Raw genomic sequence first — 23,935 nt, 5'->3', positions numbered from 1 at the left:
CACTCGACACGGCAGGGCGGCGGCCGCGTGGGACACGCGGCCGCCGCCCTGCCCCGGATGTGCCGTGCGTGCGGTTAGCGGTCGCCCTCGGAGCGCAGGTTGGCCATGATCTCCGCCACCGAGAGACGACGGCCGTTGTCGGAGTCGGAATCCTCGTCGGCGCGGCGACGACGGCGGGTGCTGGCGGTTCCCATGGGGGTGGGGTGCGCGCCGTTGGTCGGGTGCGGTGGGGTGCGGGTCGGGGGTTCCTCCGGGGTGTCCGAGGCGGTCGCGGCGCGGTCGCCGTCGGCACTGTCCGCATCGTCGAATTCGCCCTCGGGGGGACCGCTCACGGGGACGAACTTGCCGTTGACGGCGGGCGCGTCGAGGTCGGCGGCGGCAGCGGTCTCGGCACCGTCGATGTCGATACCACCGGAGATGCCGGGGTCCAGGGCCGCGGCGGCGCGATTCTTGGAGTCGTCGAAGGGGTCGAAGTCGTCGGCGGGGGCGGGGCCGAAAGCGGCGGCCCGGTCGGCTTGTTCGCGAATGGCGGCGTATTCGGCGCGGGCCTGGTCGTAGTCGGCGGCCGAGACGGCGGCGGTCTCGGCGGTCACCGGTTCGTCGTCGGGGCTGGCGAAGGCGGGCGGCTCGGGGTGGTCGGGTTCGAAGACCGGCGTGACGGGGTGCCGCGACTCCCACGGATCCCAGGGGGTGGCGTCCTCCCAGTTATCGTTCGCCGCACCGAGCGAGGCGGTGGCGGGCGAACCGGGGAGTTCCTGGACTCGGACCGCGTCGGCGCGCAGCGCGGGGCGGTCGTAGTCCAGGTTGCCGTCGAAAAGACGCTGCAGGGACTCGCGTAGGACGGTGAGTTCGGCGCGCAGCGCGGCCAGTTCGGCGGCGTCGGCGCCCACCTCTTGGCGGACTCGGGACTCGACACCGAGCTCGTATTCGCGGCGGGCGGCAACCTCGCGTTCCAACTGCAGGTGGTAGACCTTCTGGAGGTCACCGACTTTCGCCTTGTCGACGGCCGCCTCCCTGCGATAACGCGTCGCGGCGAGGGCTCCGATGGCGGCCGCCCAGAGGGCCGCCACCAGTCCGATGCGCACGAATTGGACGTTGTCGCTGAAGACCAGGAACACACTGGCAACCAGACCCAGAAGGATCAGAACACCGGTGAAGAACTTTCCCGCGTCCTCCCGCCGGCGACGGGAAGCACTGCTCCGGGAGGGTGAAACCATGTCCGCCAGCGTAGCTTGTCCGAGACGGTCAGATGCCCAGGTTGCCTGCGATTCCCGACAAAACGTTAGCTAAGATGTTGCCGCTTCGTCCGGGGGTTCACTCGGCGCGCGACAGCAATACTCCAGCCACAGCGCGGCGGCCACCAGCGCCGCACCGGCGAGCAGCCCCACCACCGCCCCCGGCGTATCCGCCTCCGCCGCACGCAGTTCCGACCGCTGCGGCAGCACCCAGATCAGAAAGCCCAGCCAAACACCCGCCACCAGCGATCCCACCTGCGCCGACGCCTTGGCCAGCGCCACCGCCCGCGCGGCCGTGATCGGATGCAGCTGCCGCGAATCGCTGCCGATCCGCCCGTCCCCCACCCGCGCCCGAATGATGAACGCCAACACCACCTCCAGCACCGCCACCGGCAGCAGGGACGCCCCCGCGAACACCGAGATGGGCGGGAAGCTCGAATAGGCCGCCCGCGTGGCGATCCAGGCCACGATCGCGGCCAGCAGCACATTCGCGACCAGGTCCAGTACGCGTGTCGGTCTCACAGCACCCGCCTCATCACGGCCACCCCAACGACAGCGCGGTCCTGCGGACCCCGTCCACGTCGGCGGAATCCAACTCCGCCAACCACTCTCGCACCGGACGCGCCTGCCCCGCGGCCTCGAGCACGGCGTCCGGCTCCACATCCAGCCACGGCACCAGTACGAAGGCGCGCTCATGCGCCCGCGGATGCGGGAGGGTCAGGCTCGGATCGGCGCTGCGCACGACCGCCGAGGCCCCGTCGCGCCGCCGTGCGGCCCAGACGATGTCCACGTCGAGAGTGCGTGGCCCCCAGCGGACTTCCCGCACCCGCTCGGCGGCCTGTTCCAGCTCCTGTCCCAGGCGCAGCCAGTCGCCGGGTTCCAGCGCCGGATCCTCGGCCAGCAGCACGGCATTCAGGTAGTCCTGCTGCGGCACACCGCCCCAGGGCGGGGTCGAGTAGACCGGCGACACCGCGAGCAGCCGGGGGCGCAGGGCGTCCACCACGGCGCGCAGGTGCGTCAGCCGGTCACCCAGATTCGAGCCGATGGACAGCACCACGCGGGTCACGACGCCTCCCGGCGGCGGCTGGTGACCACCCGCACATCCTCGAAGCTGTGCGGGATCGGCGCGGCGGGCTTGTGCAGCACCACCTCCACGGCATGGACGCGCGGGTCGGTCATGACCGCGTCGGCGACCTCGGACACCACCGTCTCGATGAGGTCGCGCGGCCGCCCGGACACGATCCGGACCACGCTGTCGGCGAGTTCGCCGTAGTGGATGGTGTCGGCGATGTCGTCGGATTTCGCGGCCGCCGAGAAATCGGTCCACAGCGTGAGGTCCACGACGAATTCCTGGCCGTCGCGCTTCTCGAAGTCGAAGACGCCGTGATGGGCGAACACCCGCAGCCCGCGCAGTTCGATGCGATCGGTGCTCATCGGACGCCCCCGTCCAGGCGGCGGTCCGAGAATCGTTCGCGCCGACGGGATTCGGCGCGCCGCCAGGCATCGGTGACGGCGACGGCGTCCAGTGAGGCGCGCACATCGTGCACCCGGACTCCCCAGGCGCCCTGTTCGGCGGCCAGCGCGGAAATGGTCGCGGTCGCGGTCTCGCGCCCGTCCGGCGGACGCGGGCCCGCGGCATCGGCCAGCAGCGCACCCAGGAACCGCTTGCGGGAGGCGCCGATCAGGATCGGCAGCCCGGTGCCCACCAGTTCGGAGAGCCCACCGAGCAGTTCCCAATTGTGGTCGGCGTTCTTGGCGAATCCCAGTCCGGGATCGAGAATCAGCCGGTCCGCACCGACGCCCCCGGCGACGGCCAACTCCACCTGGGCGCGCAACTCGGCCCACACCTCGGCGACCACGTCGTCGTAATGCTCGGCCGCCCCGGTGTGCCGGTAGTCGGCCTCGGCGCGCCAGTGCATGAGAATCCACGGCAGCCCCGCCGCGGCGACGACCTTCACCATATCGGCGTCGGCACGGCCACCGGAGACGTCGTTGACCATGGTCACGCCCGCCTCGACGGCGGCCTCGGCCACACTCGCCCGCATGGTGTCCACACTGGTCGGCACCCCGGCCGCCGCGAGCCCGCGGATCACCGGAACCACCCGCGCCGCCTCGGTCGCCGGATCGATCCGCACCGCCCCCGGCCGGGTGGACTCCCCACCCACGTCGACGATGTCGGCCCCGAGTTCGTACAGCGCCACCCCGTGCGCCACCGCCACCTCGGGGTCCAGATAGCGCCCCCCGTCGGAGAACGAATCGCTGGTGACGTTCACGACCCCCATCACCACGCAGGACCGACCCCCGCGCGGCTCGAGCAGCCGTGCAGTCACCACGCCTCCCGATCCCAGCACTCACCATTCACCGCCGCAGCACCAACCCCCCGCTGGTTCGCGGCGCGTCTCGGTTCTGGACCGACCGGAGCGGGGGAGCGAAGCGGAGGAGCGGAGGGAGGGAAGAACCGAGACTTCCAGCGCCGCGAACCCGCCCGGAGCGAAGCGGAGGGCAAATCAAACACAGCTCACTTCCGGAGGATCAGATCGAGGGCCTCCGCGCGGGAGGAGGGGCTGCTCTGCAACAGGCCGCGCACCGCGGAGGTGGTGGTGCTGGCTCCCGGCTTGCGGATGCCGCGCATGGCCATGCACAGGTGTTCGGCCTCCACCACCACGATCGCGCCGCGCGGGTCCAGCTTGCGCATGACGGCGTCGACGATCTGGCTGGTGAGGCGCTCCTGCACCTGCGGGCGTTTGGCGTAGAGGTCCACCAGGCGGGCGAGCTTGGACAGGCCCGTCACGCGCCCGTGCGGGCCCGGAATGTAGCCGACGTGGGCGACGCCGTGGAAGGACACCAGGTGGTGTTCACAGGTCGAGTACATGGGGATGTCGCGGACCAGCACGAGTTCCTGGTGGCCTTCGTCGAAGGTGGTGTTCAGCACCGCGTCCGGCTCGGTGTAGAGACCGGCGAACATTTCCCGGTACGCACGGGCGACGCGTCCGGGGGTGTCGATGAGCCCCGGACGGTTCGGGTCCTCGCCGACCGCGATCAGCAACTCGCGTACGGCGGCTTCGGCGCGCTCCTGGTCGAACGGCCGACCGGTGTCGAGCGCGATCGGGCCGGAGACGACGCGGTTGTTGGCCGACAATCGGCACCTCCTGTGTTCAAGGTCCGCGCCTGACCGGCACGGCCGGTTCGCGGTCTCGGTGTCCCGGGCCGGATGAACCGAGCCCGGGACCGCGAACCCATCGAGAGTATCCAAGCGGCCGTCAGCGACGACCGTTCGGTCCGTCCCAACCGTTGTCGTCGTCCTCGCTGTTCCCGCCGGGCTGCGGGGCGGCCTGACCGGGCTGATAGCCCTGCTGCCCGTACTCCGGCTGCTGCGGGGGCCGCTGGTAGCCGTACTCCGGCTGCCGACCGCCCGCGGGCGCCCAGCCGCCGACGGCGGGCGGCGCGGAGGGCTGTCCCTGCTGCGGCTCGTCCTGGGGCGGCCAGCCCGGAGCGGACCATCCGGCCGGGGCGCCGTAGTCGGGCCGCGAACCGTGCGTCCCGGTCTGGCGGCCGCCGTAGGCGGGGGCGGGCGGGGCCGGGTAGCCCGCGGGGGCGGGCTGCGCGTAGGGCTGTCCGGCCGGATAGCCGGCGGGCTGCGGGTAGCCGTTGCCCGGTACCGGCGCGGGCGGCTGCTTGGCCAGATCCGGCGTCTCCTCCGGCCACGGCTCGCCACGCTCGGCGGCTAGTTCGCGCGGGGTCTTCACCGGCGGGCGATCCGAGGGCACCCGCTCGCCGAAATCGTTGAAAGCGGTGATGCGCGGGCGCTTGTCGACCGTTTCCAGCACCGCCTCGAGATCCTTGCGGTGCAGGGTCTCACGCTCGAGCAGGGCGCTGGCCAGGGAGTCCAGTTCGTCGCGGTACTCGTTGAGCACCGACCACGCCTCGGTGTGCGCGGCCTCGATGAGGTTGCGCACCTCCTCGTCGATCTCGCGGGCGACCTCGTGCGAGTAGTCCGAACCGGTGCCCATGGACCGGCCCAGGAACGGATCGCCCTGCTCCTGCCCGTAGCGCACCGCGCCCAGCCGGGCGCTCATGCCGTATTCGGTGACCATGGCCCGCGCGATCTTGGTGGCCTGGTCGATATCCGAGGACGCACCGGTGGTGGGCTCGTGGAACACCAGCTCCTCGGCCGCCCGGCCGCCCATGGCCATGACCAGCCGGGCGATCATCTCCGAACGGGTCATCAGACCCTTGTCGTCCTCGGGCACGGTCATGGCGTGGCCGCCGGTCCGGCCGCGGGCCAGGATGGTGACCTTGTACACGGGCTCGATATCGGGCATCGCCCACGCCGCCAGGGTGTGCCCGGCCTCGTGGTAGGCGGTGATCTTCTTCTCGTGCTCGCTGATGATGCGGGACTTGCGCCGCGGGCCGCCGATCACGCGGTCCACGGATTCCTCCAGCGCGGCACTGGTGATCAGGTTGCCGTGCTCACGCGCGGTGAGCAGCGCGGCCTCGTTGATGACATTGGCCAGATCCGCGCCGGACATGCCGACGGTGCGCTTGGCCAGCCCGTCCAGATCGGCGTCGGGCGCGATCGGCTTCCCCTGCGAATGCACCCGCAGAATCGAGCGGCGGCCAGCGAGATCCGGGTTGCTGACCGGGATCTGACGGTCGAAGCGGCCCGGACGCAGCAGCGCCGGATCGAGGATGTCGGGCCGGTTGGTGGCGGCGATGATGATGACGCCGGTGCGCTCACCGAAGCCGTCCATCTCGACCAGCAGCTGGTTCAGCGTCTGCTCGCGCTCGTCGTGGCCGCCGCCCAGGCCCGCGCCACGCTGGCGGCCGACCGCGTCGATCTCGTCCACGAAGATGATGCAGGGGCTGTTCTGCTTGGCCTGGTCGAACAGGTCGCGCACGCGGGAGGCGCCGACGCCGACGAACATCTCGACGAAGTCGGAACCGGAGATGGTGAAGAACGGCACCCCGGCCTCGCCCGCGACGGCACGCGCCAACAGGGTCTTGCCGGTGCCGGGCGGGCCGTAGAGCAGCACGCCCTTGGGGATCTTCGCGCCGAGGGCCTGGTAGCGGGCCGGGCTCTGCAGGAAGTCCTTGATCTCGTAGAGCTCTTCGACGGCCTCGTCGGCGCCCGCGACATCGGCGAAGGTGGTCTTGGGCATGTCCTTGGACAGCTGTTTGGCCTTGGACTTGCCGAAGCCCATCATGCCGCCGCGGCCACCGCCCTGCATGCGGGCCATGACGAAGATGAACAGGCCCAGCAGCAGGATCATGGGCAGCATGAACAGCAGGATCTGGCTCAGCCAGGAGTCCTGTTTGACGGAGGTGTTGTACTTCGCACCGGTCTCCTGCACCTCCTGCAGGATCTGCGCGGACACCTCACTGCCGCCCGGATACTTGGCAATGATCTTGGTCTGGCCGTCGGTGGCATCATTGCCGTTCTTCAGCGTGATGCGCAGCTGCTGTTCTTTGTCATCGATCTGGACCTGATCGATGTTGTCCTTGTCCTGGAGCTGGGAAAGCGCCACCGACGTGTCGACGTTCTTCCAGCCGCGCGTGTCGTTGCTGAAGTAGCTGACCAGGTAGATCACGAGCAAGAAGCCCGCGACTATGGCCAGGTTGCGGAACACAGTCTTGCGGTTCATAGAGCGTCGGCCGGCGGGCCAGTCCTTTCCGGTGATTCCGGTTTTTGCCTGCGATGCTGTAGAGCTTGCGTCACGAGCGCGCCCGTTTCCATACGGAACGGATGCGGACATGCCACGTTACCGCGTACGGTCTACATCGTTACATCGCGAGGTTCGGCAGCTTGTGCAGTTCAACAGGTAAACGGCCGGAGAACGCGGGTGGTTCCCCAACCATCTGCCGCAAAACCCTTCGGGCGAGCATGGTGAGCGTCGGCCCAAGTGGCCACAATCATGGCATGTTCGCCCTATCGTGACCGACAACACAACACGAGCGTAGGGGGTATGGACATCGTCGAGCTACGGACACCCACAGCGATAGTCCGTCACGGCAACGGGCGGCTGACGGTGCTGAGACCAGGAACAGACGGCGAGCGCGTTCTCGATGTGCCGGTAGGCGACCTTCTCAAGGTCAGGTTGAACCGGCGCGCCGACGACGCCGTCGTCATAGAAATCTATCTCAGGTACCCCACCCCCGTACTGACGGGCGTCCCCGCCGACCGCACTCCCCTACCCGTCCTCATCGCCGAACACGATGTGCCCGCGGCCACCGTGATCGTGGAGCGGATCAACAACCAGATCCTGGCCACCCAGCGCCTCGAGGTCGCCGCCCCCGACCTGACACCGCCCACCCCGGCCTGGGGACGCGGCGGACCGGCGCGCGCCGACGTGGACCGCGCGGCCCGACGGATGGCTCCCAAGCGGGAGGCCAAGACCGCGGTCGCGGCGCTGAACCGCTACGTCACGCCCGGCGAGTACGTGCTGGAGACGGCGGTGGTGACGGCCCAGCCGCCCGCGGGCCGGGGAGCCGGACTGCTCGCGGTCACCACCGATCGGATGATATTCATCTCCACCGGCTCCGGACGCCGGTACGCACACGAGATGCCCATCGCGGCACTGCTGTGGGCGCGCACCACCGACGATTCGGAGACCACGGGTGCCGCGCCCGGTGAATACGGCGTCGATATCCACGACGGCAATGTGACGCTTCACTTCACCGGCAACGACCGGGCGGATACCGAACGGATCACCGGCGGGCTGAATTTCGCCATTCAGCGCGAATCGGCCGACGGTGCGGCCGGACCCGCCGATCCGGGGGTGGCGAAGCTGTACGCCGAATGGGAGCTGCTGGTCGAGCGGCATTCCCTGGGCATGGTCGACGACGCCCAGTTCCAGCGGTACGGACGCGGCATCCTGCGTTCGCTGCCGGACTGAAAGCACCGGGACCGAATTCACCGGTAGCGCTGAGTTTTTCGTGCCCGCCGCGCCGACGCGCGGCGGGCACGATCGTCGATACGGAGCCCTCAGTCCTCCGGTTGCAGGGTGATGCGTCGCCAGGGGCTGCTGGGGCGGTTCCACAGGCGCAGCAGTTCCATGCGGCGGTCGACGCCGCCGGATTTCAGTTCGGCCAGGTCCTCGCAAGCCTGCCAGTAGGTCCAGCCGGTGAGGTAGGCGTCGCCGAACTGCCGCCAGTTGCGGTATTTGCGCTGCGCCAGCGGGAGGGCCCGCAGCAGGTAGTCCCAGGCCACGTCGGCGTCGAGGTAGCCGGCGGTGTAGGCCATGCGGGCCACCGCGACCACCCGGGCCAGGTCCCACGCCTGGATATCGGTGGGCAGCGGGCGCACCAGATGGTCGGTGAGGCCGAGTTTGATGGCCTGGGACCAGATGTCGTAGTCGCGGACCAGCGCCTCGGTGTTCTCCATACCGCGGAAGGCGCCGACCTGGCGGAGGAAGGCGCGGTGGCGGTCGGCGCGTTCGCCGAAACGGTCGCGTTCAGGCGAGTTGACGGCCGCCATGACCAAGGGGTGCACCAGGGCGTACAGCGGGCCGTGCATACCGTCGAGCAACTGTTCCATGGAGGCCATGGCCTCGGTGCCGTCGGTGATGCCCCAGGCTCCGGTCAGGGTGTCGATGGCGAGTTCGCGGCGGTCGCCGAGGGGATGTTCGCGTTCGGGTCCGAGCAGCAGCGCGTCGTGGAAGGCGTCCCAGCGCGCCGAGTAGAAACCACCGAGAGCCAGGGCGCGCAGTTCGTCGTCGTTGACCTGCGCACCGGACCAGTGGTCGTCCTCGCGCTGGTCGAGTTCCGGGTAGGGGAAGGTCGTCAGCGTGGGCACGTCGCGGGCGGGCATACCCCGATTGTTCCGCATGGATCTCGAGACGTCCGCTATTCGCCACAGGGCGTGGGAAGGTTCACCTCGAATCCCCAGCGTACGCGCCGGATCGCGACGCCGCGCCCATGATGTTCACGGCGTGTGTCCGCCGAGCAAATGTCTGATTCATGCCCTGTCACACAACGAAATCGGACGCTACCCTCTGGGCCATGAGTAGGAATATCACCCTGCTGCGCGGCCTGGAGCCCCCGGCCACTGAGCAGGAAATCTTCGCCGCCGCACAGGAATACGTGCGCAAGGTGGGCGGAGTGTCGGGTTTGACCACTACCACGAAACCGGCGGTGGACAAGGCGGTGGCGGCCATCGCCGCCGCCACCACGCAATTGCTGGCGGAATTGCCCGCCCGCGGCGCGATTCCGGAGACCGAACCGCAACCGGTGCGCGAGGCCGCCAGCGGCGAGTAACCCGGCGAGCCGCTACACCCCGTACACCGCCACGCAATCGAGCGCGATCTCCAAGCGGGGGCCGGGCCGGTCGACGGGGTGGCCGAGGAGTTCCTCGATGCGCTGGAGGCGATAGCGCACCGTGTTCTTGTGTACACCGAGCGCTTTCGCGGCGGCATCGGGGCTGCGGCGGGCCCGCAGGTAGGCGTGCAGGGTTTCACGCAGACGGGCCGACTGGGCGTCCGGGGCGGCGAGCACGCCCAGTTCGCGGTCGATGAGGGCGCGCATGCCGGGTTCGTCGAGCCCGGCCAGATAGGCGACCTCCACCTCCCGATAGTCGAGCACGCGCGGCAGCCCGGGCCGGGCGCGTTCGGCGACGTGGCGGGCGGCGACCGCCTCGGCATGGCCGCGGCGGAAGCCCGCCAGCTGGGACCCGGGCAGGCCGACGGCCACCCGAACCGGCGGTTCGACCGGCCAGTCCGCCACCGACGGCACACCGTCGTCGGATACGGCCAGCCAGGCCCACAGCGCACTGGCTCCCGCCGGAATCGTGAGCACGCTGCCGCTGCCGACCGCGGCGGCGCAGCGGGCCACCACGCGGTCCAGCCGGTCGCCGACCTCACCGGTGCCGTCGGCGGAGCCGAGCGCGACCGCGTCCGCATCGGTCCACAGCACCAGGGCCAGATGTCGGCCCGCCAGCCGATAGCCGATCTTGGCGGAGGCGTGCTCGATATCGAGGTCGGCGCCGTCGAGCAGGGCGCGCACGATCTCCCCGCGCTGGTTCAGCGCCGCCCGCAGGCCGCGTTCGCGTTCGGTGATGTAGGTGTCGGTGAGCGTTTCGACGCAGGTGCTGACCCACCGGGTGGAGCGGTCGAAAAGCCGCAACAGCACCGACCTTTCGATATCGGGCGGCAGCCGGCGCTCGTCGATGGTCTCGCTCATGTACTCGATCACCGCCTCCTGCCCCACGTGGTAGACGCGCAGCAGCACCCGCAGATCATGGCCGCGCCGCGCGATGGTGCGGGCGAAGGCGTGCGCTTCCGCCGGGATCGGATAGTCGGCATGGTCCTGGGTGAGGGTGCTCAGCACCTCCAGGGCGTGGGCGCGGGTGCTCGCGGCCAGATCGCGGCGCATATCTCGGTCGGCCAATTCCGGCACACGGGCGATGATGGCATTGTCGAGCCGCGTCACCACCTGGTCGAGGGTGTCGGTGCGCAGGGTTTCGGCGACGAAGTCGGCGATCCACTGCCGAATGACCGCGGGGGTGGCGGTGGTCGCCACGAGCACCTCCGAGTTTGTGCTTCCGGTACAAAACCGGCCGAATTAGTTGACCGATTGGGCCAAGAATGTCCTTGTGGATTGTGTCACGATCATAGTTCGTGAGCTGTCACACAGCTCACGGCCGCAACGTAGCGCACGTGGGAGAGCAATCGTGACCAATTCCGAATCCGGGGGTGCCCGCAAGGCCGCGCCCCGCAAATCCACCGGCACCCGGCGCACCGCCAAGGCCGCGTCCACGGGGAACGCGGAGCCCACCAAGGCCACCGGGACGGCCAAAGCACCCGGATCGGCCAAGAAGGCACCCACGAAGCAGACGACAGCCGCGAAAGCCACCGCGGCCAAGGCAGCGCCCACGAACACAGCGCCCACGAACACAGCGCCCGCCGACACCGCGGCACCCACCACTACCGCGACCGCCACCGCGCCGACCGAATTCGAGGTGCGCAATCCCGCGACCGGTGAACTGGCGGGCGTCGTGCCCGTCCACTCGGCCGACGAGGTCGCCGCCAAGGTGCGCGAGCTGCGCCTGTTCCAGCCGGAGTGGGAGGCCATCGGGCCGGAGGGCCGCAAGGAGTGGCTGCTCAAACTCCAGGACTGGCTGGTGGACAATACCGATCACCTCGCCGACGTCCTGCAGTCCGAGACCGGCAAGGCGCGCATCGACTCCCTCATCGACCCGGCCTTCGCCGTCGATCTCACCGGCTACTACGCCCGCCGCGCCGCCAAATTCCTCGCCGATGAACACCCGTCACCGCACAGCCCGCTGGCCCGGGTGAAGACGCTGACGACGGTGTTCCGCCCGTACCCGGTGGTCGGCGTGATCACGCCCTGGAACTTCCCGCTCGCCATGCCCGCCATCGACGTCATTCCGGCGCTGGCGGCCGGGGCCGCGGTGCTGCTCAAGCCGTCCGAGGTGACGCCGCTGTCGGCGCTGGAGCTGGCGCGCGGCTGGGAGGCGATCGGTGCGCCCCCGGTGTTCGCCATCGTCACCGGCGCGGGCGAGACCGGCAAGGCCGTGGTGGACAACGTGGACTACGTGCAGTTCACCGGTTCCACCGGCACCGGACGCAAGATCGCCGCCGCCTGCACCGAACGGATGATCCCGTTCAGCCTGGAACTCGGCGGCAAGGATCCGGCCATCGTGCTGGCCGACGCCGATCTGGACCGCGCCGCGCACGGTATCGCCTTCGGCGGCCTGTTCAATGCCGGTCAGGTGTGCATCTCGGTGGAACGGGTGTACGTGGAAGCGCCGGTGTACGACGAGTTCCTGGCCAAGCTGACCGCCGCCGTCAAGGAGATCCGCCAGGGCGTCGACGGCCGCGTACCCGAATACGACATGGGCGCGCTGGCCAACGAGAACCAGGCGCAGATCGTGCAGCGGCATGTGCAGCAGGCCGTCGACGCCGGCGCCCGGGTGCTGACCGGCGGCAAGCGCACCGGTGTCGGCACGCTGTTCGAACCGACCGTGCTTGCCGATGTCGATCACTCCATGACCTGTATGACCGAGGAGACGTTCGGCCCCACACTGCCGGTCATGAAGGTGTCCGACGAGGCGGAAGCCGTTCGGCTGGCCAATGATTCGATCTACGGCCTGTCGGCGTCGGTGTGGAGCGGCGACAAGGCGCGGGCCGAACGCGTGGCCCGGCAACTCAACGCGGGCGCGGTGAATATCAACGACGTCTTCTCGAACATGTTCAGCTTCGCGCTGCCCATGGGCGGCTGGGGGCTGTCGGGCGTGGGTGCGCGCTGGGGCGGCCCCAACGGGGTGCGCAAGTACTGCCGGCAGCAGGCGATCACCAAACCGCTGCTGCCCACCCAGACCAAGGAACTGCTCTGGTTCCCGTATTCGCCCACCAAGCTCGCCATCGCCATGTCCGCCATGCGGGCGGCGGGCTCCCGCGGTATGCGGCGGCTGAGCGTCCAGGCCGTGTTCAACACCTTCTCGGGAAAGAAGTAGATGACCGACTTCAGTTCTGTCGCAGGCAAAATCGTCGTCATCACGGGCGGCGCGCGCGGTATCGGCCTGGCCACCGCCACCGCGCTACAGGCGCTCGGCGCACGGATCGCCATCGGTGACATCGACGAGGTCACCGTGAAAGAGTCCGGCGTGGCACGGGGTTTCGACCTCTACGACCGGGTGGACGTCACCGATCAGGCATCGTTCGAACACTTCCTCGACGAGGTGGAACGGCGACTCGGCCCGATCGACGTGCTGATCAACAATGCCGGAATCATGCCCACCGGCAGGCTGGTGGACGAGCCGGACCAGATCACCCGCCGGATTCTCGACATCAATGTGTACGGCGTGATTCTCGGCTCCAAGCTGGCGATCGCGCGCATGCTGCCGCGCGGGCGCGGGCACGTCATCAATATCGCCTCGCTGGCCGGTGAGACCCATATTCCGGGTCTGGCCACCTACAACGCCAGCAAGCACGCGGTGCTCGGCTTCACCGACACGCTGCGCGAGGAGTATCGCGGCACCGGCGTGCGCTTCTCCTCGGTCCTGCCGACGCTGACGAAAACCGAACTGGGATCCGGCGTCTCGGCACCGCGCATCCTGCGCCCGGCCGAGCCGGAGGAGATCGCGGACGCCATCGCCGAGCTGATCGTGGAGCCACGGTCCAAGGTCCGGGTGACGGCGGTGGCGGGTGCCATCTCCCAGGTGGTCGGGCTGCTGCCGGAGGCGGTGGGTGATTTCATCGCGCGGTCGCTGGGCGCATCGGATGCCTTCCTGGGTGATGTCGACGCCCAAGCGCGCAAGGCATACGAGGATCGGGTGCGCGGCGGCTCCGAGTAGCGGCCGGGCAGTCGTCGCGCACGCCACGGCGGCAGGATTCGCTCCGGCCGTGGGTAGGGTCGACATATGGGTAGCGGTGCGGCCTTCGTCGGCCTGTCCACGCTGGATATCGCCTATGCCGTGCAGCGGTATCCAGACGAGGACACCAAGGTGCGGGCGGACGGCATGTTCCTGGGGGCGGGCGGTCCGGCGGCCAATGCGGCGGTGGCCTACGCCGGGCTCTCGGGGCAGCTTTCGACCCTGATCACCGCGCTGGGGAAACACGTTCTGGCCGAGCCGATCCGCGCGGATCTGCGAGCGCACGGGGTGACGGTGGTGGATACCGCCCCGGAGCGCGCGCAGCGCCCGCCGGTGTCGTCGATCGTGGTCGCCACGGGTGCGGGCAGCCGCACGATCGTCTCCATGGACGGTTCGGAGCAGCGCGACCCGCTGCCCGCGCCGGACGCGGCGCACTGGGCCGATGCGGCCGTGGTGCTCGTGGACGGCCACTATCCGGAACTCGCCCTGCACACCGCCGCGTCGGCCCGGCGGCACGGCATACCGGTGGTGCTGGACGCGGGCCGCTGGCGCGATGTACACCACGAGCTGCTGCCGCTGGTGGATATCGCCATCTGCGCGGCGGCCTTCACCCCGCCGGATACCGCGCCCGGCACCGACGCGGTACTGGATCGGCTCCTGGCGCTGGGGCCGCGAGCGGTCGCGGTATCGCGTGGGGCGCGGCCCATCCGCTATGCCACCGCCGCGGGCCGCGGGGAGATTCCGGTGCGCGCCGAGCGGGCCGTGGACACGCTCGGCGCGGGCGATATCCTGCACGGCGCGTTCTGCCATTTCCATTCCGTGGAACCGGATTTCGTCACCGCGCTGCGTCGCGCCGCCGATATCGCGACGCTGTCCTGCCGATATCCGGGCACTCGGGAATGGCTACGCCACCTGCCCGCTCAATCCACCCGATAACCGCGCCCGGATTTGCGCAGCACCAGATCGGCGGTGGAGCGGGTGCGCTCCACCAGCCGCGCATTGGCCAGATCGCTGTGCTGCACTTTGAGCTTCGCGTCCGCCGCGCTGCGACCGCCGCGAATATGGCGGCGCACCAACCGCTTTTCGATGATCGGGCGCGGCACGTCCAGATACCAGCTCTGGTCCAGCAGCGGCCGGACGGCCGCCCAGGCGCCGGTATCGAGCAGCAGGTAATTGCCCTCGGTGACGACTATTCGCTGTTCGTCGAACACCACCCCGCCGGGTACCGGTTCGTGCAGTTCCCGGGAATAGGTGGGCCACGCTATCGCCGGTCCCGGCGGTGTCTCCCGCACGGTGCGCAGCAGGTTCACATAGCCCTCGACGTCGAAGGTGTCGGGTTCGCCCTTGCGTGCCAGTGCGCCGTCGGCGCGCAGCCGGGCATTGCTGAAGTGGAAACCGTCCATGGGCGCGACCTCGGCGATACGGCTGGCGGCGTAGCCGTTCAACTCGTCGCGGACGCCGCGCGCCAGGGTCGATTTCCCGGCCCCCGGCGGTCCGGCGATACCGAGGACGAACCGCCGATCGGCGCGGCGGTCGACACTGGCGGCCACCCGCACCGCGAGCTCCGCCAGGGACGTTTCGACGCCGGTGCGGGCCATCCCAGCACCCTACTGCGGCAGGATGCCGAAAATCGTTGCGGGCGCGCCCGACCCGCCGCGATAAATCGGTCCGCCCGCCAGCACCCACGCGCCGGTGGTCGGCAGTTCGGACAGATTGGCGAGGCATTCGAGACTGATGCGGTGCTCGCGGTAGAGCAGTTTCGATACCGCGTAGGTGTCGTCGATGCCGCGATCGGGGCCGAAGGTGTCGATGCCGAGCGCACCGCGCCGCCCGAGGCGGCCGGTCTCCAGCAGCCACGCGACGGTATCGACCGCGAATCCGGGTTGGCGGCCGTGCGCTTCGCCCTCGCCGAGGAAGTCCGGCCCGCCCCATTTGGCGTCCCAACCGGTCCAGGCGATCACGGCGGCCTGGTCGGGAATGCGGCCGTACCGCTGCTCCCACGCCCGGAGATCGTCGACGCCGAGGGCGTAGTCGCGGTCGGCGGCGCACTGCTCCCGCACGTCGATCTTCACGGCGGGCAGCAGCAGATCCGCCGTATCGAGTTCGTCGGCGGCGAGCCCCCGCGGATCGAAATGCACGGGTGCGCCCCAATGGGTTCCGGTGTGCTCGGCCTGATGGACGTAGCGCAGCAGATACCCGTCCGCGGCCACGGTGGCCACGGTTTCGACGGTGAAGGCCGGATCACCCGGGTACAGCGGTGTCCGCGCCGGATCGTGCACGTGGGAGAGACTCACGAGCCGCCCGAACGGCGGCCTCACCGCACGCCTCGCGGGATGGCGCGTACCAGGGCGCGCAGATCCGCTTCCAGGAGCCGGAACAGCCAGTAGGTGATCACGAACGCCAGAATGCCACCGACGCTGAGCCAGCGGACCGGGACGATCACCGATTCCAGGTCGGTGGCGGGTACGAAGGTGGCGCTGGCGGCCCCCAGCAGCGGCACCGAGGCCGCCGCCGCCAGATAGAAATTGCTGCGCCGCGCCAGCGCCCACAGCTGTGCCCCGTCGGTGGGGCCGATGCCGCCACGCACCAGTAGCTGCGGATACAGCGACCGCACCGCGAACAGCGTGATCAGGAAGAACGGATACGCCAGCGCGATGGTCGCGCACACCACCTGCGCGGCGAAGAAGTGCGCGAACTGGCCGGGGGCCAGGGGTACCCCCGAGCCGGCCAGGGCCAGCGGCCAGATGATGCCGGCGAGCAGCCACATGGCGAAGGGCACCAGCACCGCGCGGTCGCCGACGGTGAGCGTATCCGCGCGAGCGCGGGCGAGTTCGGCGGCGCTGTACTCGTGTCCGCGTGCCAGCCGGAACGGGACGGTGAGCGGGCGGCGGCACAGCCAGATCAGCAGCAGCGCGGCCAGCGGGAAGGCGATGGAGTTGTTCACCAGTGCCACCGTCTCGAACCGCTGCTGGTCGGCCTCGGCCAGGCGGTCCACGATGAGGCGCTGGTTGAGCCGGATGTTGTACACGCTGGCAAGCACATTCGGCACGCCCACGCAGAGGGCGGCAATGGGCAGCGCCCAGCCGCGTGCCCGGTGCCGGAGGCTGGTGGGCGGCGGATCGACCAGATCGCGGGCGCGGGCGTCCAGGGTCAGATCGAGTTGCCCCGCGAGTTCCGCGCCGCTGCGCCAGCGCCGGTCCGGATGGGGATGCAGGCACTCCAGCAGCACCCGGCGCAGGGTGGCGGGGGTGTCGGCGGGCAGCGTGTCCAGCGCGGCGGGCGGCACCCCGGCACTCCGCTGCCGCAGCATCGCGGCGATCAGGCGTGGACGATCCGCGTCGGGAGGCGTGACCGTGTCGTTGTCGCCAGCGTGGTTGTCGCTCTCCGGGTCGGCGAAGGGCAGTGTGCCCGTGAGCATTTCCCACAGCAGCAGCCCCAGTGCGTAGATGTCGCCGCGCGTGTCGGGCATCGGGGCTGCCGGATCCAGGAGTGCGGTGAGGTATTCCGGTGAGTGGTAGCGCAGCCGAACCGCGTCCGCGATGGAGTCGTCGAAGTCCGGATACCGCGACGCCAGTCCGAAATCGGCCAGTTTCGGCACGCCCTCGGCGGTGAACAGCACGGTGCCGGGCCGGATGTCGCGGTGCGGCACCCCGTGCCGATCGGCGTAGTCGAGCGCCACGGCGAGCCGACGCCCCACCCACGCAACGGTTTCCGGCCAGCTGAGGGCGGCCAGTTCGGTGCGCACGCTGGAATCGGCGGGCCGGATCTCGCCCCTGGCCTCCATGACGGCGTCCACCGCGCCCAGCAGTGCGGTCCCGCTCGCGGGTCGCTGCCCGTTCCGGCGCAGCCGCGCCAGCAGATCCGCCACGGTGCCGCCCGGCAGGTACTGCATGTACAACAGCCGCAACGGCTTTCCGCCGTCCTCGAGGTGACGCTCGTCGAAGACCCGGACGATGTACTGGTGGTCCAGGCGGGCGACGGTCGCGGCATCCGCGTCGGCTCCGGTGTCCACGCGGACGGCGACCAGGCGCTGCATGGACAGTTGGCGGGCCAGGAAGACCCGGCCGCGTTCGTCGCCGCCGAGATCGGTGAGCAGGTCGAAATCGTCCAGCCGATGCCCGATGTCGATGTGCGCCGGGAGGCTCGGCGGGGTGTAGGCGCTCCGATCGGCGAACCGCGCCCGGATCTCCGCGGCCAGCTCCGGATACTCGGCGCTGAAGGTCTCCAGGTCCACCTGCCGGTAGCGGCGGCGCACCAGGTACTCCTCGCACACCAACTCCACGAAGTGCGGGCTGTCGGCCACCTCGGGAAATTCGGTGCCGTACTCGGTGATTCGCTTACCCGTCCCGGTGCGCCGCCAGCGCTGCCGCATATCGACGCGCACCAGATCCGCCAGCACCGCCAGGCGCACCTCGGTGCCGTCGGGTACGTAGCGGTGCAGCGGTGGGGGTTCGAAGCCGCCGCCGCGCAACACGGCCTCCCAGTCGGCGACGAACCGGGCCACCGCCTCCGCATGGAAATCGTCCACGATCACGGTGCCGCCGCGCCCCGAGCGGGTGACTGGTCGGCGTCCATGCTCCGGTCCGGGTCGACCACCCGCTCCAGCGCGCGCAGATCCGCCTCCAGCGCCCGGAACAGCCAGTACACCCCGACGAACGCGACGATCCCGCCGACACACAGCACCCGCACGGCGACAATGATCTCCGGAATGTCGGAGGGCTGCAGGAAGGTCACGCCCGCCACCGCCAGCAGCGGCACCGAGGCGGCCACCGCCAGATACCCGGTGCAGCGGCTGCCCAGCCGGTGCAGCCACACCGCGTCGTCGGCGCTGATGTCGCCGTGGCGCAGGAACATCGGATAGATGCAGCGCACCAGGTAGAAGGTGACCAGGAAGAACGGGTACGCGACCGCGATCGCCCCGCACACCACCAGCGATACCAGGAAGTGCACCATGCCGCGCGCGGGAATCTCACCGGTGGCCAGGCGCAGCGAGATCGGGAAGGTGATGCCCGCCAGCACCCACAGTGTGAACACCACGAAGGAGGCGCGCTCGCCCAGCAGCAGCACATCCTTGCGGGCCGCCCGCAGCGTCGCGGCGTCGAAGGCCCGGCCGCGTTTGAGCCCGTGCGGCACGGTGATCACATGGCGGCCCAGATAGCAGATCACCACGATGCCGATCGGGTAGAACAGCCCGTTCACGGTGGCGGTGACCAGAGTGAAGGTGCGTTGGGCGTCGTCGGTCAGGCGGCTCACGATCAGCATGTCGTTGTGGCCGATGTTGTACAGGGAGGCAAGCACATTCGGGATGCCGATGGCCAGCGTGATCACCAGGATGCGCCAGGAGCGCAGCCGGAGCCGCCAACTGTGCGGCGGTGGGTCCACCAGGTCGCGGGCCCGCTCGTCCAGGCACATGTCCAGCTGTTTGGCCAGCACGCTGCCGCTGCTCCAGCGCTGGTCGCGGTCCGGGGCCAGGCAGGTGAGCAGGACACGGCGCAGCGCGGCCGGGCAGTCGGCCGGCACCCGCTCCAGGGCGGCGGCCTCCACCCCGCCGCGTCTGCGGTCCAGCATGGCCTCCAGGGTGGTGCGGTCGCCGTGGTGGTCGGGCCCGGCCGTGGTGTCGTCGAACGGCTTCGCACCGGTGAGCAGCTCCCACAGCACCACCCCCAGCGAGAAGATGTCGGCGCGGGTGTCCAGGTCGGCGGCGCTGCGGGCGCGTCCGGGGTGGCACGCCTCGAGTTGTTCGGGGGACATGTAGGACAGCGAGCCGCCGAAGTAGGAGACCGGGCTCGCGCCGTCCAGATTGCGGCTGAAGCTGATATTGAAATCGGCCAGCTTCGGCACCGCCTCGGCGGTGAGCAGCACATTGGCGGGCTTGACGTCCCGGTGCAGGACACCGTGGCCGTCGGCGTAGTCGAGCGCCTCGGCGAGTCTGCGGCCCAGCCACGCCACCGTTTCCGGCCAGCTCAGCTCGGCGATCTCGGCGCGCACGCTGGAATCGGTGGGACGGATCTCGCCCTTCTCCTCCATGGCGGCGTCGACGGCGTCGAGCAGCAGTTGGCCGGAGCGTTCCGCGGGCGGGGTGGCGCGCACCCAGCGCAGCACGCCCAGCAGGGTGCCGCCGGGGAGGAACTGCATGTACAGCAGCCGCAGCCGACGGCCCGACTCGGTCATCAGCCCCGACATCAGGCGCTGGTCGAAGACCCGCACGATGTAGTCGTGATCCAGCTGGGCCAGGGTTTGCGGTTCGGTGCCGTGGTCGGCGGAGATCTTCACCGCCACCAGGCGTTGCAGGGAGCGCTGCCGGGCCAGGAACACCCGCGCGAACGCGCCCGAGCCGAGCCCGGTCAGCAGGTCGAACTCGTCGATGCGCTGGCCGATCTCGATGCGGTCGAGCAACTCGCCGGTATCGGGGGCGGCGGCGGGATCGAACCGGGTGGTGGTGCCGTGCGCGGTGGTGCGGGTTTCGTCGTCGAAGCCGAACAGGCCGGTGGAGTCGGGCGGCCGGGTGGCCTCGCCGGTTGCCTCGCTGGGCCTGCGGGTGCTCTCACCGAGATCGACACCGGCGCGGGTGGACTCGTCCAGCCCACTTCCCGGCCGATCCCGACCGGTGCCTCCGGATGTCGGCCGCGCCGGATCGGCGGCGGTCGCATCCGGATCGGCGCTGCGGCGGGAGTCCTCGAAGGCCGAGCGGCGGGTGCTCTGATCCTCGTCGTCGGCATTGAGCAGCTTGCGCAGCTCGGTCGCCTGGTCGGGATACTCGCGCAGACAGTCCCGGGGGTCGATGCGCTCGCCGCTGTGGCGGCGGACGACGAACTCCTCGTAGACCAGGCCCGCGGGCAGGTCGCGGGGGGTGAGTTCGGGGAAGTCGGAACAGTATTCGGTGAGCCGTTTGCGCAGGTGCCGACGGGGGTCGGGGCCCGGGCGGCGCAACCAGCGGTGCCGCATGTCGACCCGGATCAGTTCGATCAGGGCCCCACGGCGCAGGGTGGTGGCGTCCGGGAGGAAGTCGGCGATCCGCGGTGGCTCGGCGGCCGCGTCCCAGGCCGCGGCGAAGGCGGCGACCGCCGTGAATTCCGTTCCGGCCGTACGCTGGCCGGAACGGTGATCGGAATCAGAAGTCATGCCCGCACCTGCCTGGCTCGGCACGGATACCCATCGAATCCGCACTGGTCGGTTGGTGGGAGCGGCGGATAGAATCCGCCACACCCGACACCATCATCCCCCGAGCAACTGCCGGAAATGATAACTTGCGGCTGCACAGCGGATCACCCGATTTCGACGACCAGGCGACGGGGGAACACCAGCATGTACAACGAGGGCACCGCGCTAGCGGACGGCATCTCACCTGTGGAAACCGATTCCGACCGGCCGGAAGCCACCCCGACCCCCCGGCCCGAACCCGCCCCCGGGCGCGACCCCGCCCCGGCCCCGAATCCCACCACCCCGGCAACCGCCGAGCACACCACCCCGAACCGGTCCACCCCGCCGTCCCCCGCCACGCCCGGTCAGGAGAAACCCGTGGCCGCGAACAATCCGGCGGACGACACCGAACACGACGCAGCCACCACGGCACAGCCCGACACCACCGCACCGACCGGCGCTCGCGCCCACCGGACCGAGGTGAGGGCGGACAGCACACCACGCACGGACGACGGCCCGAGTACGGCAGGGACCGACGCGCACGCTTCCCACACCGAGGGCGGTACGCACGGGGACGCACGCGATGACCGCACCGCCGACACGGCAAGCGCCGCCGCCCCGAGAGCGGAGGTCAGCCAGGCGGCCGCGGACCCCGCGGACAAGACCTCCGCCACGACGAGCACGCATACGCCCGACACCGCGCAGGACACCAGCACCCCGGGAGCGATGGCCGCAGCGGTCAGGACCCCCGCCGCGACGAGCACGGGTACGCCCGGCACGGCACGAGTCGACACCAGCACCGCGGGAGCGATCGCGGCAGCGGTGCGGGACGGGGTGTTGTCGCCGCTGCTGCTGGTGGAGGAGGCGTTGGCGCGCATCCAGGCCCGGGATCGGAATATGAACGCGTTCAGCGTGGTTCGGGCCGAGACCGCGCGGGCGGAGGCGCGGGCGGTGGCCGAGCGAGCGGATCTGGATGTGCTGCCGCTGGCCGGCGTGCCGGTCGCGGTGAAGAACAATGTCGATGTCGCCGGGGAGGTGACCCGGGCCGGGTCGCTGGCGGGCCGGGATCAGGCGGCCGCGGCGGATCATCCGGTGGTGCGGCGACTACGGTCGGCCGGCGCGGTGGTCGTCGGCCTCACCGCTGTTCCGGAGTTCGGCCTGTGGGGCACCACCGATTCGCCCGCGGGTGTCACCTGCAATCCCTGGAACCCCAAGTTCAGCGCGGGCGGTTCGTCCGGCGGGTCGGGCGCGGCGGTCAGTTCCGGCATGGTGGCCGTCGCGCACGGCAACGACGGACTCGGCTCGGTGCGGATTCCGGCGGCCTGCTGCGGCGTGGTGGGGGTCAAGCCGGGGCGCGGGCTGGTGCCCGCCGAGATCGGCGTGGACTCGTGGGGCGGGATGACCGAGAACGGCGTGCTGGCAACGACTGTCGCCGATGCCGCGCTCATGCTCTCGGTGCTCGCCGACCGCCCGGACCTGGCCGACCTGGAGTCGCCGCCGTCGCTGCGGATCGGCCTGGCCACCGCGCCCCCGCTACCGTTGGGCCGCGTGGACCGGCACTGGGACGCCGCCGCCCGCAAGGCCGCCTCCGCCGCCGCGACGGCGGGCCATCATGTCGAATCGGCGGAATTGCCGTATCAGGGCGCGACTTTCGCGCTGATGCTGCGCTGGGTGGCCAATGCCGCCCGCGAGGCCGCGACCGTCGCGTATCCGGACCGCCTGCAAGCACGCACCCGCGCTCACATCGCGCTGGGCAAGCTGGCGCTGCGCTCGGGGCTGCTGCGCCCCGCCCAGGTGGATCGCATCGAGGCCCGGCTGCTCGACCACTTCGAACGCTACGACGTGGTCATCACCCCGACCCTGGCGACCGCGCCGCCACGCGCCCGCCGCTGGCACAAACTCCCGTGGCTGGCCAATGTCGTTGCCAATGTGCGCTATTCGCCGTTCACGCCGCTGTGGAACCTGGTCGGCTGGCCCGCCCTCAGCATCCCGATGGGCATCCACCCCCGCACCGGCACCCCGGTGGCGGCCCAGCTGATCGGCCAACCGGGCAGCGAGGCCACTCTGCTGCGCCTGGCCGGACAACTGGAGTCGGCGCACCCGTGGCGGCGCACCGCGCGCTGACTCGCTACCGCGACGATCGGTCCCGGCGGCCATGCCTCCGACTCATGGCCGCCGGTCCGCACCGCTGTACTTCCGCGGTGCGTGGCCGGGCTCAGCTCTGCGCTACCAGTCCCGAGGCCGCGGGGGCGGCCGCGAAGCCGCCCTCGAGGACGCGGGTGGCGAATTCGAGGATGGTGGGGCGGTCGTCGTCGGCGCGCCAGGCCACCGCGAGTTCGCACGGGGGCAGGCCGTTGACCGGGCGGGCGGTGAGGCCGGGCCAGCGGTACATGGGGACGTTGTTCTCGGCGAGCAGGCAGACGCCGAGTCCGAGGCTGACGGCTTCGAGCCGCTCCTCGGCGGTGGCGGCCTCCGCACCGATGCGGGCCTGGCGGCCGCCGCGGGCGTCCGCGCCGAGCCAGAACTCGCGGGCGGCGCCGGCTTCGGCGGGCATGGCGATGAACGGCTCGTCGAGCAGATCGGCGAAGTCGATGGCCTCGCGGTTGGCGAGGGCATGGTTCTCCGGCAGCAGCACCCAGCGCGGCTCGGTGCGCAGCACCTGCCAGCGATACCGGGCGGTGTCGGGGACGGGCAGCCACATCAGCGCCAGATCGGCCTGGCGGCCGGCGAGGCCGCTGGAGGGGTCGGTCCAGGACGCCGAGTGCAGGGCCAGCCGGTGGCCGCTGGCGGACTCCAGGTCGGTGATCAGGCCGCGCCCGATGGAGGACTGGATGCCGACGCGCAGCACCTCGCCCGCCTCCTGGAGCGCCACGTTGGTGACCTCCCAGAGTTCGAGGATCTTGCGTGCGCCCTCGAGCAGTTCCTTGCCGGCCACGGTCAGGGCGACGCTGCGCTGGTTGCGGTCGAACAGGACCACGTCGAGCTGGCGTTCGAGCTGACGGATCTGCCGGGACAGGGTGGGCTGCGCGATGTGCAGCCGCTGGGCGGCGTTGGTGAAGTGCAGTTCCTCAGCGACAGCGACGAAATACCGCAGGTCGCGCAAATGCGGGTCCATAGCCCCTTGCTATCAGAATCGGTCTTGGATTTCCAGCCGTATTCAACCCCGGAGTTTGAAATCCACGACGAAAACAGCCATCAGGTTTGTTACAGACAGCATATGACGCGCGGCGAA

At 70.3% G+C, this 23,935-nt stretch carries 20 protein-coding genes; 6 read left to right on the top strand and 14 right to left on the bottom strand.

Features of this window, described 5'->3' with window-relative positions; genetic code table 11:
• Positions 1-74: 74 nt before the first annotated feature.
• The 7 genes from ON31_RS37705 to ftsH all read right to left on the bottom strand — a co-directional run bounded on the left by ON31_RS37705 (position 75) and on the right by ftsH (position 6,877).
• Positions 75-1,217: a DUF6779 domain-containing protein gene (locus tag ON31_RS37705; RefSeq protein WP_051036730.1), complete on the bottom strand. Its 1,143-nt coding sequence runs from the start codon at positions 1,215-1,217 to the stop codon at positions 75-77.
• A 69-nt stretch (positions 1,218-1,286) separates the two neighbouring features.
• Positions 1,287-1,757, bottom strand: coding sequence for a DUF3180 domain-containing protein (locus ON31_RS02805; protein WP_029925197.1), 471 nt, complete (start codon positions 1,755-1,757; stop codon positions 1,287-1,289).
• A 13-nt stretch (positions 1,758-1,770) separates the two neighbouring features.
• On the bottom strand, positions 1,771-2,301 hold the full coding sequence (gene folK / locus ON31_RS02800) for a 2-amino-4-hydroxy-6-hydroxymethyldihydropteridine diphosphokinase (RefSeq protein ID WP_029925195.1): 531 nt from the start codon (positions 2,299-2,301) through the stop codon (positions 1,771-1,773).
• Positions 2,298-2,669 carry a dihydroneopterin aldolase gene (gene folB / locus ON31_RS02795; protein ID WP_039808948.1) on the bottom strand — a complete coding sequence of 124 codons (372 nt, stop codon included), beginning with the start codon at positions 2,667-2,669 and terminating at the stop codon, positions 2,298-2,300. Before folB ends, folK begins: the two co-directional genes overlap by 4 nt.
• On the bottom strand, positions 2,666-3,517 hold the full coding sequence (folP, locus tag ON31_RS02790; RefSeq protein ID WP_051036728.1) for a dihydropteroate synthase: 852 nt from the start codon (positions 3,515-3,517) through the stop codon (positions 2,666-2,668). The genes folB and folP overlap by 4 nt, the downstream gene beginning before the upstream one ends.
• Positions 3,518-3,753: 236 nt before the next feature.
• On the bottom strand, positions 3,754-4,374 hold the full coding sequence (folE, locus tag ON31_RS02785; RefSeq protein WP_029925192.1) for a GTP cyclohydrolase I FolE: 621 nt from the start codon (positions 4,372-4,374) through the stop codon (positions 3,754-3,756).
• Positions 4,375-4,495: 121 nt separating this feature from the next.
• Complete coding sequence (gene ftsH, locus ON31_RS02780; RefSeq protein WP_039808946.1) at positions 4,496-6,877, bottom strand: ATP-dependent zinc metalloprotease FtsH; 2,382 nt, start codon at positions 6,875-6,877, stop codon at positions 4,496-4,498.
• Positions 6,878-7,198: 321 nt separating this feature from the next.
• On the opposite strand from ftsH, the gene ON31_RS02775 reads away from it, so the two are divergent.
• Positions 7,199-8,128 carry a hypothetical protein gene (locus ON31_RS02775; RefSeq protein ID WP_029925189.1) on the top strand — a complete coding sequence of 310 codons (930 nt, stop codon included), beginning with the start codon at positions 7,199-7,201 and terminating at the stop codon, positions 8,126-8,128.
• A gap of 89 nt (positions 8,129-8,217) precedes the next feature.
• Here ON31_RS02775 and ON31_RS02770 read toward each other — a convergent pair whose 3' ends face one another.
• Entirely contained in the window at positions 8,218-9,042 is an 825-nt protein-coding gene (locus tag ON31_RS02770) for a DUF1266 domain-containing protein (RefSeq protein WP_029925187.1), read from the bottom strand.
• A 191-nt stretch (positions 9,043-9,233) separates the two neighbouring features.
• On the opposite strand from ON31_RS02770, the gene ON31_RS02765 reads away from it, so the two are divergent.
• A complete protein-coding gene (locus ON31_RS02765) occupies positions 9,234-9,488 on the top strand; it encodes a DUF2277 domain-containing protein (protein ID WP_029925185.1) in 255 nt (84 codons plus the stop codon).
• A 12-nt stretch (positions 9,489-9,500) separates the two neighbouring features.
• Here the strand turns inward: ON31_RS02765 and ON31_RS02760 are convergent, their stop codons facing one another.
• Positions 9,501-10,748 (bottom strand): PucR family transcriptional regulator, encoded by a 1,248-nt coding sequence (locus ON31_RS02760; protein WP_039809116.1) that lies wholly within the window; start codon positions 10,746-10,748, stop codon positions 9,501-9,503.
• A gap of 439 nt (positions 10,749-11,187) precedes the next feature.
• Here ON31_RS02760 and ON31_RS02755 point away from each other — a divergent pair, with 439 nt between their 5' ends.
• The 3 genes from ON31_RS02755 to ON31_RS02745 all read left to right on the top strand — a co-directional run bounded on the left by ON31_RS02755 (position 11,188) and on the right by ON31_RS02745 (position 14,499).
• On the top strand, positions 11,188-12,705 hold the full coding sequence (locus ON31_RS02755) for an aldehyde dehydrogenase family protein (RefSeq protein WP_051036759.1): 1,518 nt from the start codon (positions 11,188-11,190) through the stop codon (positions 12,703-12,705).
• Positions 12,706-13,545, top strand: coding sequence for an SDR family oxidoreductase (locus ON31_RS02750; protein ID WP_039808944.1), 840 nt, complete (start codon positions 12,706-12,708; stop codon positions 13,543-13,545).
• 66 nt (positions 13,546-13,611) lie between these two features.
• Positions 13,612-14,499, top strand: coding sequence for a PfkB family carbohydrate kinase (locus tag ON31_RS02745; RefSeq protein ID WP_039808942.1), 888 nt, complete (start codon positions 13,612-13,614; stop codon positions 14,497-14,499).
• On the opposite strand, the gene ON31_RS02740 is transcribed toward ON31_RS02745, so the two are convergent.
• Genes ON31_RS02740 through ON31_RS02725 form a run of 4 tightly spaced genes read right to left on the bottom strand, consistent with a single transcriptional unit; the run spans position 14,484 to position 20,685 of the window.
• Positions 14,484-15,161: a nucleoside/nucleotide kinase family protein gene (locus ON31_RS02740; protein WP_039808940.1), complete on the bottom strand. Its 678-nt coding sequence runs from the start codon at positions 15,159-15,161 to the stop codon at positions 14,484-14,486. The two genes, ON31_RS02745 and ON31_RS02740, sit on opposite strands and share 16 nt — an antisense overlap.
• A 9-nt stretch (positions 15,162-15,170) precedes the next feature.
• On the bottom strand, positions 15,171-15,857 hold the full coding sequence (locus tag ON31_RS02735) for a cyclase family protein (RefSeq protein WP_306306409.1): 687 nt from the start codon (positions 15,855-15,857) through the stop codon (positions 15,171-15,173).
• A 20-nt stretch (positions 15,858-15,877) separates the two neighbouring features.
• Positions 15,878-18,097 carry a protein kinase domain-containing protein gene (locus ON31_RS02730; RefSeq protein WP_051036727.1) on the bottom strand — a complete coding sequence of 740 codons (2,220 nt, stop codon included), beginning with the start codon at positions 18,095-18,097 and terminating at the stop codon, positions 15,878-15,880.
• Positions 18,094-20,685, bottom strand: a complete 2,592-nt coding sequence (locus tag ON31_RS02725; RefSeq protein ID WP_081592178.1) for a serine/threonine-protein kinase — start codon at positions 20,683-20,685, stop codon at positions 18,094-18,096. The genes ON31_RS02730 and ON31_RS02725 overlap by 4 nt, the downstream gene beginning before the upstream one ends.
• Positions 20,686-20,868: 183 nt before the next feature.
• On the opposite strand from ON31_RS02725, the gene ON31_RS02720 reads away from it, so the two are divergent.
• A complete protein-coding gene (locus ON31_RS02720; RefSeq protein ID WP_306306408.1) occupies positions 20,869-22,827 on the top strand; it encodes an amidase family protein in 1,959 nt (652 codons plus the stop codon).
• 91 nt (positions 22,828-22,918) lie between these two features.
• Here ON31_RS02720 and ON31_RS02715 read toward each other — a convergent pair whose 3' ends face one another.
• Positions 22,919-23,818: a LysR family transcriptional regulator gene (locus ON31_RS02715; RefSeq protein WP_039808936.1), complete on the bottom strand. Its 900-nt coding sequence runs from the start codon at positions 23,816-23,818 to the stop codon at positions 22,919-22,921.
• Positions 23,819-23,935: the final 117 nt, after the last annotated feature.

This window comes from Nocardia otitidiscaviarum NBRC 14405 (assembly GCF_000308635.1).
Lineage (GTDB): Bacteria > Actinomycetota > Actinomycetes > Mycobacteriales > Mycobacteriaceae > Nocardia > Nocardia otitidiscaviarum.
This window is presented reverse-complemented; position numbering and strand designations above follow the sequence as displayed.

Coding starts and splice junctions, on each gene's coding strand:
- ON31_RS37705 (WP_051036730.1), bottom strand. CDS start 1,217: ATGGTTTCACCCTCCCGGAGCAGTGCTTCCCGTCGCCGGCGGGAGGAC.
- folB (WP_039808948.1), bottom strand. CDS start 2,669: ATGAGCACCGATCGCATCGAACTGCGCGGGCTGCGGGTGTTCGCCCAT.
- folP (WP_051036728.1), bottom strand. CDS start 3,517: ATGGGGGTCGTGAACGTCACCAGCGATTCGTTCTCCGACGGGGGGCGC.
- ftsH (WP_039808946.1), bottom strand. CDS start 6,877: ATGAACCGCAAGACTGTGTTCCGCAACCTGGCCATAGTCGCGGGCTTC.
- ON31_RS02775 (WP_029925189.1), top strand. CDS start 7,199: ATGGACATCGTCGAGCTACGGACACCCACAGCGATAGTCCGTCACGGC.
- ON31_RS02770 (WP_029925187.1), bottom strand. CDS start 9,042: ATGCCCGCCCGCGACGTGCCCACGCTGACGACCTTCCCCTACCCGGAA.
- ON31_RS02765 (WP_029925185.1), top strand. CDS start 9,234: ATGAGTAGGAATATCACCCTGCTGCGCGGCCTGGAGCCCCCGGCCACT.
- ON31_RS02750 (WP_039808944.1), top strand. CDS start 12,706: ATGACCGACTTCAGTTCTGTCGCAGGCAAAATCGTCGTCATCACGGGC.
- ON31_RS02745 (WP_039808942.1), top strand. CDS start 13,612: ATGGGTAGCGGTGCGGCCTTCGTCGGCCTGTCCACGCTGGATATCGCC.
- ON31_RS02740 (WP_039808940.1), bottom strand. CDS start 15,161: ATGGCCCGCACCGGCGTCGAAACGTCCCTGGCGGAGCTCGCGGTGCGG.
- ON31_RS02725 (WP_081592178.1), bottom strand. CDS start 20,685: ATGACTTCTGATTCCGATCACCGTTCCGGCCAGCGTACGGCCGGAACG.
- ON31_RS02720 (WP_306306408.1), top strand. CDS start 20,869: ATGTACAACGAGGGCACCGCGCTAGCGGACGGCATCTCACCTGTGGAA.
- ON31_RS02715 (WP_039808936.1), bottom strand. CDS start 23,818: ATGGACCCGCATTTGCGCGACCTGCGGTATTTCGTCGCTGTCGCTGAG.